Here is a 14,255-nt window from a genome sequence, read left to right on the forward strand (position 1 = left end):
AATCGCACGCCATTGTGCTTTCGCATGAGATTCCTCCTATTCCTTTCCTGTTTCCATGTGTTCGTCGGCGCCTGCGGTCGCCGCGTTGTGTTCACCGTCTTCCCGTCGCAGTGACATCGCATGTCGACGATGCGCGACCAGTAGCATGGCGATGGCGGTCACAATCACTACGCCCATCAGGGCGACGCCGCCCATGCTCACGCCTGTTCTCGCCAGTCGAATAGGTGCGGGCTGCCGTGTGACGCTCTTGGCGGGGTCTGTTCGCACTCCCTGTTGCGTCGGGGAAGCACTGAGGTCAGCGGTTTTTCGCTCGTCTGCGGGCAACCCGTCTGCAGCCGGTTCGGCATGGACGCTCCCACGTACCACGCGGACGCACTCCCAGCTGTCGCCGTAGGCGCTCTGCTGCGGCATCGCACGGGCGTCACCCTTGAATTTCCAGACGAACACATACCACCCAGGACGGGCGGCTTGCACCGTGACCGCATCGCCATGCGCATCGATCTGGCCGCCGCCGAATCTCACGATGCCGTTGCGCGCGGGCACGTCCCAGCTGCCGATCAGCGTGTGGTGTCCGTCTTCCTCCGGCTCGGCCTCGCCTTGCGGCCGGTACGGTTCGTCGTCACCGCCATTGCCGTCGCCCGCCCACCACATGCTTACCTGGGCGTACGGTTCGTCGGCAGCCAGCCCGTACTGTTCGTTGCCTCCGAACTCACCGTGGTCATGGGGGAATCCGCTCACTTCGATCACGTCGGTCAGCATGGCGCCCACGTGTGCACTGTGTTCACCGGCCTGTGACCGCACCTGCACAGGCGTGCGGGTCACATTGGTCTCCGCCGGCTCCATGAACCCGCTCACCCAATCATGAGTCATCACCTGTTGCACGGCGGATGGTTGCCGTTGCCGTTCCACCGCCCACACCCATGTGCCGTAGGCGTCGCCGTCATGTGCTCGGTACGGCTCCGTCCCGTTCTCCTCGCTGACGGCCTGCACCTGCCTATGCTGCCCGTCATGGGTGAACGTCGCGTTGCCGTATGCGGCGGGTTCGAATCCGAGCCGTTTCAGTCTGCCTAGGAATTCCCGTGCCGGTTCGCCGGAATCCGGGCGTATGACCGAGTCCAAGTTCTCCCCGCGCAGGCCGGTGAAGTACCACCCGCTCGCCTCCACTGCGGAATCGGCAGGCCAGTAGTTGTCGTCACCGTCGAGTCGCATGGTCACGTCATCGGTCACCGCAGACCCGGGATCTGTGGATTTCGGCGTGGTCTGGGTGACCAACGTCGGCGAGAACACGGTGACCGTGTCGAATGCCGTCCCGGCCGCTTCCACCGTCTTGGCCGCAGCCACGCGCAACAGGTTCTGGGAGCTCACGGCCATCTCCACCGCCGGCACCTGCATCTGCGCATGGACGCGCACAGCTCCTTCGCCGCTCGCCTTCCATGCGAAGCGGAGGGTCTTGCCGTTGGTGCGCCCGATTCGCGTTCTCGCACCGTTCGCGAACACGGCATCGCCCTCCAGACTCACCGAATACTCCGTGTTCGTGGTGGGCGTGCCCTCGTCGTCGAGAATCTCGAGCACGATGTTTCCCGCGCGTTTGCCGTCGGTGTACTCGACTCGGGTCGCAATGGACTGCGGCACGACCGGACGCACCTCCTCATAGAGCTCGCGCGCCTTGGCGAGTATGTTCGGGTATTGGCTTTCGAGAATCCCTCTCGCATGCGGCCAACCGGCATCTCCCTGGCTTGTGTCGAATGCATCGTGCACGATGAACGCCAACGCCGCCTGCAGATCGTCGACGTTGTGTTCGCGTTGGTGTCGGTTGAGCATCTCGCCCACCAGGCGCGTCACCAACGTGTCCGGCATCGGTTTGGTGACGCCGAGCGTGTAGTTCGTCTCCTGCGATTGATCCATGCAGTAGTACCGTCTCTGCTGGCCGTCATATCCGATCATTCCGAAGAAATAGATTCGGCCGCCATCGAAGTAGCTTTGGTAGTCTGAGGCGCTGGCCACGGTGAGTTTCTCCCCTGTGTACGCATTGGCACGAGTCGCACCCCGTATGCCGACAATCGCGCATACGGCCGCCAGCATGGCGAGCAGCCGCACCACCACGACCCGCATATGTCTTGCCGATCTGTTCATTCCAACCGTCCTTCCCGTATTGTGTTGGCAGATTATGTGCTGTCAGATTCACACAGTCAGGTCGGCGTGCATAGCCGGACGGGGCATTGTGGACGGAGGACGGCGTTTCAGTCGATTGTGGATAACCGCGCCACTATTCACAATCCACAACGCCTATGCGACAACGGCACGAACTTTGTCCATCCCGCATTGAATTCATGCGGGAACGAAGAGGCCTGCGGCCTTCCGACCGGAAATGCATCCACAATGTGGACTATTGGTAAGGAATTTCCACCGTTTGTACAGGCTCGCAACCTCAGCCGCGAAAAACTCCATACAATGACAGGTATGGAAGCACAACACAATGAGACAGAGGCCGCCGGGAAACCGGCGGCGAAGAAAACGACGCGCACGCGCAAGCCACGCGCGTCCAAGCAGGCCACATTCATAGCCGAGGCACCGGCCATGCCGATCGCCATCAAGGAGCCGGGCCAGTTCGGACGCGTCAACATCCTGAACTGCCAACCGTCCGTCGAAGACGACGTCTACGCTGCCCGAGTCGAGATCGGGGAGCAGTTCACCGTTTCCGCCCAGGTGTTCATGGAGGGGCGCACGAAGGTCGGAGCGACCGCCGTGCTGAAGAATCCACGCGGCCGCATCATGGCACGGGTCCCGATGACCGTGGAGAACGCAGGCCTCGACCTGTACACGGCGAAGCTGCAGGCTGGCGAGCATTCCACGCTGAACCCGTGGGATGCCGAATTCGCAGAGGTGAAGAAGCAGCTGGGCAACTGGCGCGTGGCCATCGAAGGTTGGGAAGACACCTACGGGGCATGGTTGCATGACGCCCGCATCAAGGTGGATGTACTTTCCGACGTGGAGAACACCCTGACCAGCGGATCCGAGCTGCTCACCCGCTGGGCCTCCACCCGTGACGCGAATCTCAACGCCGAGCAGCGCAAGACGTTGCGCGAGGCAGCGAAATCGATGATGGACACGTCGCTCGACGCCAAAAGCCGGCTCACCTTCGCCGACAACGCCGACATCGAGGCACTGCATGAGACGAATCCGCTGCGCGACGGTCTCACCTCAAGTGGTGACCATGTGTTCCACGTGGAACGCCCGAAGTCGAGCTTCAGCGCCTGGTACCAGTTCTTCCCGCGTTCCGAGGGCGCCTACCTCGACGACAACGGCAAAAAGGTGCAGGGCAACTTCCACACGGCCGTCAGCGGACTGGAACGAGCCAAGGCGGAGGGCTTCAACATCGTGTACCTGCCTCCGATCTTCCCGATCGGCGTGACGAACCGCAAGGGCCCCGACGGTGCCCTCAATGCGGGCCCGGACGACCCAGGCTCGCCGTTCGGCATTGGCAGCGAACTCGGTGGACACGACACCGTCGACCCACTGCTCGGCACGATGGATGACTTCAAGGCGTTCTGCCAGCGCGCCCACGAGCTGAACCTCGAAGTGGCGCTCGACTTCGCCTTGCAGTGCTCACCGGACCACCCGTGGGTGAAGGAGCATCCGAACTGGTTCCGCACCAAGCCGGACGGTTCGATCGCCTACGCCGAGAACCCGCCGAAGAAATACCAGGACATCTATCCGATCGACTTCGACAACGATCTCGAGGGTATCGAGCGTGAGGTCGAACGCATCATGAACCTGTGGATCGACGCGGGCGTAACCATCTTCCGCGTCGACAACCCTCACACCAAGCCGGTGCGCTTCTGGCAGGACGTGATCGCAGCCGTGACGAAGAAGCACCCAGAGGTGCTGTTCCTCGCCGAGGCCTTCACGCGCCCGGCCATGGTGCGCGCGCTGAGCTACGCCGGTTTCACGCAGTCCCACTGCTATTTCCCGTGGCGCAACACGAAGCCGCAGCTCGAGGAGTTCCTGCAGGAGACCAACGGCAAGGGCGGCTACTACCAGCACAACACGTTCTGGCCCACCACCCCCGACATCCTCACCGCCTATGTGCGCGACGGCGGTGTGGCGGCACACGCCATCCGCGCCGTGCTCGCGGCCCTCGGCTCCCCCAGCTGGGGCATCTACAACGGCTATGAGCTTATCGAGAACCGGCAGCGCGCCGATGCCGAGGAGCAGTCGTCGAACGAGAAGTTCGAGATCAAGGTCCGCGACTGGTCCGCGGCGAACAGAATCGGCATCTCCAAACTGCTCACCTCGCTCAACGAGATCCGCTCGAAGCATGCGGCCACCACGAGCTACCACAATCTGACGATCCTGCCGTCCGCCAACGAGAACATCATCGCCTTCGCACGGCAGACGGAAGGCCGCTTCACCAAAGACGGACGCACCGACACGCTCATCGTTGTGGTCAATCTCGACCCATACAACGAGCAGCAGTCGTCGATCCACGTCGATGCCAAAGCACTCGGGCTGCCCACCGAGCACCCGTACCGCGTGAAGGACCAGCTCACCGGCCGTGAGTACGACTGGAGCTGGGACAACTTCGTCTCGCTGGCACCCTGGGCGGATGTGGCGCATGTGTTCCACGTAGAGACCGGGGAACAGCCGCTCGACTGAGAGCACCGCTGAGCACACGGGGGCCGTTCGCCGCATGCAACTCGCGACGAACGGCCCCCGTGTGCATGTGCGGGTATTGTGTTGTTCGTTAGCACAAGTCCATGCAAAGGAGAAATACCATGGCAGAAACCTTCAATGTCGTCGTGGAGATCCCACGCGGTTCCAAGAACAAGTACGAAGTGGACCAGGCCTCCGGCCGCGTGTTCCTCGACCGCACGCTGTTCACGGCGATGGGCTACCCGGATGACTACGGCTATATCGACGGCACGCTGGGCGAAGACGGCGACCCGCTCGACGCGCTGGTGATGCTCACCGACTCTGTGTTCCCGGGCTGCGTGGTCAAGTGCCGCGCCGTCGGCCTGTACCACATGGTCGACGAGGAAGGCGGCGACGACAAGGTGCTGTGCGTTCCGGACGACGTCCGTTATGACAACATCAAGAACATCGACGACGTCTCCAAGTTCCACAAGGCGGAGATCAAGCACTTCTTCGAGCAGTACAAGGCTCTCGAGCCGGGCAAGGAGGTCATGCCCGGGGACTTCTTCGCCGACGTCGAGACCGCCGAGAAGGAAATCAAGGAAGCCAAGGAGCGTCTCGCCAAGTCCAAGAACGAAGACATCACGCTCTGAAATCCAGACGCGCATGTGAATGGCGATGGGGGCCGGTCCATATGGACCGGCCCCCATCGCCATTCACATGCTGCAGGCGTCTGCGGCCGTCTGCGATCTCACACCGTGAGCGTGAGCTGCACGACCAGCGTGGCGAGCGCGACCAGACCACCGGTGAGCATCACCGGTATCAACGCGAAGCCCACCCAAGGAGCCTGCGCGCCCTCGAGCGGCCGCGAATCGCGATACCATACGCGATCCATGAATCCAAGACCGACGGCGAACACCACAATGGCCACCACACCGGCAATCCACACCCACAATTCGCCATTCGCGCTCTCCGCCTTGCTTTCGCCGAAGCCCTGCATGAGCATCGGCAGGAAGCACCATCCGCTGCACAGCACCGTGCATGCGCCGTCCATCACCATATGCGACAACTGCACAATCAAGTGGCTGCGGTCGAGGCGAGCCATCTGCCTGCCGAACGCGACGACCACGAGCACGACGAGCAACGCGCCCACGCCGGCGAACCATGCGCACACCGCCAACGTACCCGGCGAACCCAATTGCGGGCGGGAGGGCGAACCCATCGAGCCGAACACGAACTCGCCAAGCATGGGCGTGGAGGCGAAGATCATACCGAGCAATCCGAGAATCACACCGGTGACACGGCCGGGAATTCCGTCGCGCAGCGGCGTGAAGAACGCAAACAGCATGATCATGACACCCACTACAAAGCCGGTCAGCGAGAACATGACCGACGAGACGGCATTGCTGCCGGGAATGCATGCGAGCGCGACGAGCACCACGTAGAGTGCAATCTGCAACCATACGGACCGCGAGAACGGAGCCACCGGCGCCACAGGGCGGTAATCCGGGGCCATCTGCGCGGTCAGGGTGGAATCCGCGGTCAGTTCGCCGTCCGCCGCGGCATTGCGGGCGTCGTTACCATGTTGTGTCTCACTCATCTCTCACCTTCATATCTCCACCGTCACACGCATACATCCACGCAGGCGGTCACACCAAGAAACAGTGTAATATGGGGCCATTCCCGCCCACAAATCGGCCCAGCAGCCGCACTCGTCGCCCGTCGCGATGGGCGCGCGTCCGGCACGACGTCCCATTTTCGGTTTCTCATCGCGAAATGGTCGCAGGGTTTTTTCGTCGCTTCCGCTACACTGACAGCAAAACGTGCTTGCACACACCATGCGCACATCGCTGTTACACAAGCATGGAACCCAACAGGAGAGGATCGGGAACGTGACGGATTTGACTTTGATGACGTTTTCCACGGATCCAACCACCGTGCTGCCGTCGCTCACCCTGCTCTCCCACCGTGTGCGCGTATTGCCTATGGACGCCTCGAGTCTGGTGCGCATGCCCGAGAACACGATTCTGCTGCTCGACGCACGCGACGACCTGGCCTCCGCGAAAACACTGTGCAGGCTGCTGCACGCCTCGGGTCTGTCGACGCCGATCGTGCTCATTCTCACCGAGGGCGGCTTCACCGTGGTCAACGGCGAATGGGGGGTGAGCGACGTGATCGTGAACACCGCATCGCCGGCCGAGGTCGAAGGGCGTCTGCGTCTGGTCACCGAACGCGTGGCCACGTATAACGTGATGCCGAATGCACTGGCGAATTCCGGCCCGGAGGACGAGGACGGACTCATCCGCTCCGGCGACCTTGTGGTGGATACGAACGGCTACACCGCGAATCTGCGCGGCGTGCCCATCGACTTGGCATACAAGGAGTTCGAGCTGCTCAAATACCTCGTCCAGCACCCCGGTCGCGTGTTCACGCGAGCGCAGCTGCTGCAGGAGGTTTGGGGTTATGACTACTACGGCGGCACGCGCACCGTCGACGTGCATGTGCGGCGCCTGCGTGCAAAGCTCGGCGGCGAATACGAACATCTGATCGGCACCGTGCGCAACGTCGGCTACCGCTTCGACCCGCCCGAAGAGGAATCTGCGAACAACACCGCCCGTGAAGCTGCCGAGATGGGCTCACCTACCTCGGCGGACGAATAATTCCCCTCTTCCGGTTACCCTACCCTTAGGGACGTGCGAATTCGCATGGAACCTAACAGTCGAGGATTGCGGGAGCGGTATGGCCGGTGAAAGCAGGAAAGCGCGCATCACACGCATGCACAGGCAGTATGAGACCCTGTGCGAGTTCATTCCGACGGTGAAATGCCAGCTGGATTTCCATACGCCCTTTGAGCTGCTGGTCGCGACGATTCTGAGCGCACAGACCACCGACAAGCGCGTCAATTCGATCACGCCGGAGCTCTTCGGCACCTACCCCACCGCCGCGGCGCTCGCCGACGCCCGCTTGGAGGACGTCGAGAGCATTATTCGCCCGCTTGGCTTCTACCATGTGAAGGCCGAGCACATCATTGCCGTGGCACGGCAGATTGTGGAACGATTCGGCGGGCAGATACCGCAGACAATGGAGGAGCTCACGTCGCTGCCCGGCGTGGGCCGCAAAACCGCGAACGTCGTGCTTGGCAACGCGTTCCGCGTTCCCGGATTCCCCGTAGACACCCATGTGATCCGTGTGACCGGGCGCCTGCATTGGCGTGATGACTGGATGAAGACGAGCACGACCCCCGAACGCATCGAGCAGGAGATCACCGGCTGCTTCCCCGAAAGCGAATGGACCGACCTGTCGCACCGGCTCATCATCTTCGGCCGCAACATCTGCACGAGCCGCAGTCCCGAATGCGAGAACTGCCCACTGCTGCCCACCTGCCCGAGCGCCGGCGAGTTCCTCGAAATCGCCGCCGAGCGCAAGGCGCGCGCCACGCGGCGCGCCCCCAGGAAGCCGCGTTCGCGCAAAACCGCCAAGTGACCGGGCGTGTCCAGCACGCGAATTCAACACGCGAAGACAGCTACGACTCCAGCGTGCGAAGCCAACGCGCGAATCCAGCCCGCAAAGCCAGCACGCAAAGCCAGCACGAATCCACCGCGGATCCAGCTGCGTAAAAGGGGACAGATACCCATGCAAATCCGTCCCTTTTACGCAGGAGGTTTAATCTATCCGTGCAGCGGGTCTTCGATTTGCAACCTCCAATCCCCCCAATCTGCGACCCTCAATTCCCAATCTGCAATCTTCAATCTGCGTAAAAAGGCTCTTCTCAGGTTAGTGTGTAAGGGCCGTGTTTCCTCATTCAATTTTTCTATCACACAAGCAATGATGAAGCACGGCCCTTACACACTAACCTGAGAAGAGCCCGTAAAAAGGGACGTTTATGTGCGTGATTTGTCTCTTTTTACGCAGATGTTTGCGTTGTTGATGCAGCTGATGCAGCTGATGCAACTGATGATGCGCAATGACCTGTCTGCGTAAAAGGAGACAGATTGCATGGATACCTGTCTCCTTGTACGCAGGGTGGGCAGAGAGGCGCGCCGGATTATCTATACTGGAGCCATGACTGAGCACGGCAACAGGCGCGCACGCAAGATTCGCCCCTGGATTGTATTCTTCGTCATCATCGCCGTGCTTGGCGCGGCGGCCGGCGTGGGCATCACCGGACTGCGCGGCGGCAACAGCGGCCTCAACGCCGTGGTTGGGTCGCTGCGCGGCGGCCGCAAACTCGAAGTGGGACTCCTCGACGAGCCCACGTCGCTCGACATTCGGTCCAACAGCGAACGTTCGGTGCAGCAGGCACTCATGGGCAATGTATACGAGACGCTTGTCACCTTCAACGACGAGCAGGCAATCGCTTCCGGACTGGCCGCCCGCTGGACGCAGACCACCGACGGACTGCGCTACACGTTCTTCCTGCGCAACGGGCTCACATTCTCGGATGGCACGCCGCTGGACGCCAGCTCGGTGGTGCGCTCGCTCCAGCAGACGCTCGCCGGCGACCACACGAACGACGGGCTCTCGAACATCACGGCCGTGGAGAACAACGACGCGCGATCAGTCACGTTCACGCTCTCCTCGCCGAACCCGCGCCTCTTGCCCGCACTGGCGAGCCAAGCCGGCGCCATCGTGAACCCGAATGCGAAGAACCCCGATTTCGCACACCATTCCTACGGCTCCGGCCCGTTCATCGTGAACGCGGTGCAGCCGGGTTCCATCGAGCTCACCCGCAACGAACACTATTGGGCAGACAAGCCGAAGACCTCGCAGGCGACGCTGCGCTATTACACGGACGAGCAGAAGATGGCCGACGACCTCAAAGCCGGCAAGCTCAACGTGGCGCTCCCCCGTTCGGCCCACATTGCCGAACAGCTCTCCCACACGTCCGGCATCACACTGCAAGACGGTTTCAGCACGCGCAAGACTCTGCTGGCGCTCAACAGCAAGAGCGAGAGCCCATTCTCCGATGAGCAGGTGCGCCAGTTCACACGCTATGCCATTGACGCACGGCAGATCGCGAATGCCGAGCCGGGTGCCAAAGCCCAGCTGAGCGGGCCGATCTCGCAGATGCAGCCCGGCTATGTGGACCTCGACAATCTGTTCCAGCATGACCTCGGCAAGGCTTCGTCGATGCGCTGGTATTTCGCCGCAGATTACTTCAAACCGTTCAATTTGCTCGCCGATGAGGCGCACCGCGAGCTCGCCCAGACGCTGGTGGACCAGATCGCCGCGATTCCGATGCCGGTTTCGTTGGAAGTGGTCGATTCGGCCACGCTGAACAGTCGCGTGCAGTCCGGCGACTACACCTGCGCGCTGATCGAGATGGACGATCCGCACGATTACACGCGGTTCGTCGACGGCAGCGCAATGTTCGGCTATGTGAACGGAACCGTGCAGCAGCAGTACCGCAAGGCGCTCGAACAAACCGATTTCAAGGACTACCGCGAACAGTTGCGCGAATTCGACCGCCTGGTGAGCGATGATGCCGCGAGCGCGTGGCTGTACACGGGCAAGGATTATGTGGCCGCGCAGAACGACGTGCAGGGTGTGGACGCGAATCTGGCGGGCTCCAGACTTGCGCTCGCCCAGCTGAGCTAGCGCGGCCGCGGAACGGCGGCGGAAACGCATATGTTGTCAGCGTAGCTTTTTAGACTTCTTTCTATGACAGATAGCGAAGATTATTCGATCAACGCCAATCTCACCGCACTCCCCGACCGTGTGGGCGTGGACGGCCTTGAAGCCAAGTGGCGCAAGGTCTGGGATGAGGATGGCACGTACACGTTCCACGATCCAGGCGAGCGCAAGGCCGTCTATTCCATCGACACCCCGCCACCCACCGTCTCGGGGCACCTGCACGTCGGTCACGTGTTCTCGTACACGCACACCGACATCATCGCCCGGTTCAAGCGCATGAACGGCTATGAGGTGCTCTACCCGATGGGTTGGGACGACAACGGCCTGCCCACCGAGCGCCGTGTGCAGAACTACTACGGTGTGCGCGTCGACACTTCGCTCAAGTACGACCCGGATTTCGTGCCGCCGTTCGAGGGCACCGAGGGCAAGAAGATCCAGGCCAAGGACCAGGTGCCGATCTCGCGCAAGAATTTCATTGAACTGTGCGAGAAGCTCACTGCGCAGGATGAGAAGCAGTTCGAGGAACTCTGGCGTCAGCTGGGCCTGTCGATCGATTGGAAACAGACCTATCACACCATTGGCGAGTACCCGCAGCGCGTGGCCCAGAAGGCATTCCTGCGCAATCTGGAACGCGGTGAGGCCTACCAGAAGGATGCCCCGGGCCTGTGGGACGTCACGTTCCAGACCGCCGTGGCCCAGGCCGAGCTCGAATCGCGCGAATACCCGGGCTTCTACCATCGCATTGCGTTCCGCTTCGAGGAGACCGGCGAGCCGATCTACATCGAGACCACCCGTCCCGAGCTGCTGCCGGCCTGCGTGGCGCTCATCGCGCACCCGGATGACGAGCGGTACAAGCCGTATTTCGGCAAGATGGTCACCTCTCCGCTGTTCAACGTGAAGGTTCCCGTGCTCGCCCACCCGGCCGCCGAGAAAGACAAGGGCGCCGGCATCGCCATGTGCTGTACGTTCGGCGACATGACCGACGTCGAATGGTGGCGTGACCTGCACCTGCCGACCCGCTCGATCATTCAGCGCAACGGCCGCATTGTCATGGACACCCCGGACTGGATCCATGACGAGAAGGGCCGCCAGTATTTCGCGGGTCTTGCAGGCAAGACCACGTTCTCGGCCCGCAAGCAGATCGTGGAGGACCTGCAGGAGACCGGCGACATGGACGGCGAACCGAAGCCGACCATGCGTATGACGAACTTCTACGAGAAGGGCGACAAGCCGCTCGAGATCGTCACATCCCGCCAGTGGTACCTCGAGAACGGCGGCACCAACAAGGCCCTCAACACCGAGCTCATCGAGCGCGGCAAGGAGCTCAACTTCCACCCCGACTTCATGCGCGTGCGCTACGAAAACTGGGTGCATGGCCTCAACGGCGACTGGCTCATCTCGCGCCAGCGCTTCTTCGGCGTGCCGTTCCCGCTGTGGTACCCGCTCGACGCCAACGGGGAACCGGATTACAGCAACCCGCTCACCCCGAGCGAGGATCGTCTGCCGATCGACCCGACCATCGATGTGCCGGAGGGGTACGGCGAGGACCAGCGTGACCAGCCGAACGGCTTCATGGCCGAACCCGACATCATGGACACCTGGGCCACGTCGTCGCTCACCCCGCAGATCGTGACGAAGTGGGCCGAGCCCGGCGAGGAGAACGAGCGGTTCTTCAAGTCCACGTTCCCGATGGATTTGCGCCCGCAGGGCCAGGACATCATTCGCACCTGGCTGTTCAGCACGATCGACCGCGCCGACCTCGAGAACCATTGCCTGCCGTGGGCCAACGCCACGCTGTCCGGCTGGATTCTCGACCCGGACCACAAGAAGATGTCGAAATCCAAGGGCAACGTCGTGGTGCCGAACAAGCCGATCGAGCAGTTCGGCGCGGACGCCGTGCGCTACTGGGCGGCATCGGCGCGCCTCGGCCTCGACGCCACGTATGACGAAGGGCAGATGAAGATCGGCCGCCGCCTGGCCATCAAGCTGCTCAATGCCACGAAGTTCGCCTTGGCGATCGGTCGTGAGGACGAGAACCACCACGTGGGCGAGGGCGCCACGGCCAGCTGGGATCCGAAGGACGTCACCGAGCCGCTCGACCGCGCCGCGATGGCGAAGATGGCGAAGGTGGTCTACGATGCGACCGAATCGCTCAACAACTACGAGCATTCAAAGGCGCTGGAGACGATTGAGGACTTCTTCTGGCAGTTCTGCGACGACTATATCGAACTCGTGAAGAACCGCGCCTATGGCACCGCCGAATCCACAGGAGTTGAGCCCAGCCCGCAGGCCGTGAAGTCCGCACGCACCACGCTCGGACTCGGACTCGACGCATTCGCACGCCTGTTGGCACCGTTCCTGCCCTACACCACTGAAGAGGTGTGGAGCTGGATGCACGCCGGCGAAGGCTCCGTGCACCATGCGCCATGGCCGAAGCCCATCACTTACGCCACCGCCGCGTTCAAGGCCTCGCCGGAGCTGCTCACGCAGGCCGGAGCCGCACTCACCGCACTGCGTGGCATCAAGTCGAAGGCCAAGGTCTCGATGAAGACGCCGATCCTCTCGGTGATGCTCAACGTGAACGACGAGCTGCACGACGCCCTGGCGCCGGCCCTTGGCGACATCGCCGAGGCGGCACGCGTCACCGGCCGCATCTCACTGCAGAAGGCCAGCGACCTCATGGCGAAGTTCGCCCGTCCGAAGGGCGAGGGCACGGCAGCACCGGGCCCGGCATCGGACGAGACGGACGTCGAGGAGATCACCGTGGTCGAAAGCGAGCTCGGCGAGCCACCGGTCAAGAAACCGAAGGCCGCGCAGTAAGCGCGAATCCGGGAAACGAAATGCGGGAAGGCATGAGCATGTGCCTCCCGCATTTCGTTTTCCGGCGGCGGCATGCAAGGGACCATCTCCTATTCGTCGGAAATTAATGGGCAGGTTGTTCGTCTCGCGTATAGGCTTTGGGCGAATACAAAAAAGTTGTCGGGGTCTTAAACTCATTGATGAACGTATTTTCTATCTGTTGGAAAAGAACGAGACCATGACTAGCACGCATACCACCACAGAGCGCCGTTATGTTGATGGGCGCACTCTCGATGAAAAAGACAATATTATTCTCGACATTCTCGAACACAATGGCCGTGCCACACTGGCACAGCTTGCGGAGGCGGCTTCACTATCCATCTCGGCCACACAGTCGCGTGTGCAGAAGCTCGAGAAAAACGGCGTCATCGTCGGCTACCGTGCGATCATCCATTACCCGGAACAGACCACTGGAACCATCCACGCATTCGTGTCGGTGACGCCACTCGAATACGACGAGAACGCGAACATTCCGGAGAAACTCGAACACATCAGCGGCATCGATTCGTGCGATGCCGTCTCCGGCTCCCAGGTGTATGTGCTTACCGTCACCGTGCCCACCGTCCCGCAGCTTGAGGACCTCGTGACCAAGATCCACCGCATCGTGCCGTCGAACGTGGAGACGACGATGGTGTTGCACCGCTATTTCCCGCGCTGACTGCCCCGGTCCCATATGCTCTCGTTCGGTAGTCACAGCACGCTACTGTAGAGATATGAGCGAAGAGCATATGGAACAAGGCGCCTCCGGCTCCAATGAGACGGTGATCGATTCCGAGCAGGACTGGCGCGACGAACGCACGCGAGACATCGTGGACAAAATAGAGACCCTGCGACAGTCAATCGACAACGTGGACATGGCAATCGTCGCATTGCTCGCGGAACGCTTCAAATACACCTCTTCAGTGGGTGTGCTCAAGGCACGCGCAGGATTCGCACCCGCCGACTACAAACGCGAGGAAGAGCAGATGCGCCGTCTGCGCCGACTCGCAATCGACGCGGGACTCGACCCAGAGATTGCCGAGGAATACCGCGAATTCGTGGTCACCGAAGCCAAGAAACGGCATAAGCGCATCGCCGAAACCGGCGAGGATCCGGGCGTGCTCGACATCTTCGCCTGATACTTCCCCACC

10 protein-coding genes are annotated in these 14,255 nt (G+C 61.8%); 8 read left to right on the forward strand and 2 right to left on the reverse strand.

Annotated elements, in window-relative coordinates; all coding sequences use genetic code 11:
• Window positions 1–36: 36 nt before the first annotated feature.
• Complete coding sequence (locus OGI63_RS13240) at window positions 37–2,112, reverse strand: hypothetical protein (RefSeq protein WP_004219142.1); 2,076 nt, start codon at window positions 2,110–2,112, stop codon at window positions 37–39.
• Window positions 2,113–2,460: 348 nt separating this feature from the next.
• Between OGI63_RS13240 and OGI63_RS13245 the strand changes: the two genes are divergently transcribed.
• Window positions 2,461–4,656: a maltotransferase domain-containing protein gene (locus tag OGI63_RS13245; RefSeq protein WP_004219141.1), complete on the forward strand. Its 2,196-nt coding sequence runs from the start codon at window positions 2,461–2,463 to the stop codon at window positions 4,654–4,656.
• Between the two features lie 119 nt (window positions 4,657–4,775).
• Entirely contained in the window at window positions 4,776–5,285 is a 510-nt protein-coding gene (locus OGI63_RS13250; RefSeq protein ID WP_004219140.1) for an inorganic diphosphatase, read from the forward strand.
• A gap of 98 nt (window positions 5,286–5,383) precedes the next feature.
• Here OGI63_RS13250 and OGI63_RS13255 read toward each other — a convergent pair whose 3' ends face one another.
• Window positions 5,384–6,232 (reverse strand): hypothetical protein, encoded by an 849-nt coding sequence (locus OGI63_RS13255; RefSeq protein WP_004219139.1) that lies wholly within the window; start codon window positions 6,230–6,232, stop codon window positions 5,384–5,386.
• Between the two features lie 310 nt (window positions 6,233–6,542).
• On the opposite strand from OGI63_RS13255, the gene OGI63_RS13260 reads away from it, so the two are divergent.
• The 6 genes from OGI63_RS13260 to OGI63_RS13285 all read left to right on the forward strand — a co-directional run bounded on the left by OGI63_RS13260 (window position 6,543) and on the right by OGI63_RS13285 (window position 14,243).
• Window positions 6,543–7,292 carry a DNA-binding response regulator gene (locus tag OGI63_RS13260; RefSeq protein WP_004219138.1) on the forward strand — a complete coding sequence of 250 codons (750 nt, stop codon included), beginning with the start codon at window positions 6,543–6,545 and terminating at the stop codon, window positions 7,290–7,292.
• A 79-nt stretch (window positions 7,293–7,371) separates the two neighbouring features.
• Window positions 7,372–8,115, forward strand: coding sequence for an endonuclease III (gene nth, locus OGI63_RS13265; RefSeq protein WP_004219134.1), 744 nt, complete (start codon window positions 7,372–7,374; stop codon window positions 8,113–8,115).
• A 579-nt stretch (window positions 8,116–8,694) separates the two neighbouring features.
• Window positions 8,695–10,230 carry an ABC transporter substrate-binding protein gene (locus OGI63_RS13270; RefSeq protein WP_004219131.1) on the forward strand — a complete coding sequence of 512 codons (1,536 nt, stop codon included), beginning with the start codon at window positions 8,695–8,697 and terminating at the stop codon, window positions 10,228–10,230.
• A gap of 63 nt (window positions 10,231–10,293) precedes the next feature.
• Window positions 10,294–13,086 carry a valine--tRNA ligase gene (gene valS / locus OGI63_RS13275; protein ID WP_004219130.1) on the forward strand — a complete coding sequence of 931 codons (2,793 nt, stop codon included), beginning with the start codon at window positions 10,294–10,296 and terminating at the stop codon, window positions 13,084–13,086.
• 217 nt (window positions 13,087–13,303) lie between these two features.
• A complete protein-coding gene (locus OGI63_RS13280) occupies window positions 13,304–13,783 on the forward strand; it encodes an Lrp/AsnC family transcriptional regulator (RefSeq protein ID WP_004219128.1) in 480 nt (159 codons plus the stop codon).
• Window positions 13,784–13,853: 70 nt separating this feature from the next.
• Complete coding sequence (locus OGI63_RS13285) at window positions 13,854–14,243, forward strand: chorismate mutase (protein WP_004219127.1); 390 nt, start codon at window positions 13,854–13,856, stop codon at window positions 14,241–14,243.
• Window positions 14,244–14,255 lie beyond the last annotated feature (12 nt).

Source organism: Bifidobacterium sp. KRGSERBCFTRI (assembly GCF_025908335.1).